Below are 251 nucleotides of genomic sequence, written 5' to 3'. Positions count from 1 at the left end.
GATTTAATAGAATAATGCGATCAAAGTATTGCTTTGCTTTTGATAGATCATGGTGGATGATAAGAATAAGTTTTCCTTGTTGTTTTAAGTTCTCGATTTTTGTCATGATTAATTTTTCGCTACTAAAATCAATTCCGACAAACGGCTCATCTAGAAAATAAACTTCACTTTCGGACATCAATGCTCTTGCTACTAGCACACGTTGTAATTGTCCACCACTTAATTCTGAAATTTGTCGATGACGTAAAGAT

General features: G+C 33.1%; 1 protein-coding gene. It reads right to left on the bottom strand.

Features of this window, described 5'->3' with window-relative positions; genetic code table 11:
• The coding region (locus CDN38_RS33685) for an ATP-binding cassette domain-containing protein (RefSeq protein WP_142361403.1) at nt 1-251 on the bottom strand (251 nt) is incomplete at both ends.

It is taken from the genome of Mycobacterium ostraviense (genome assembly GCF_002705925.1).
Lineage (GTDB): Bacteria > Actinomycetota > Actinomycetes > Mycobacteriales > Mycobacteriaceae > Mycobacterium > Mycobacterium ostraviense.
This window is presented reverse-complemented; position numbering and strand designations above follow the sequence as displayed.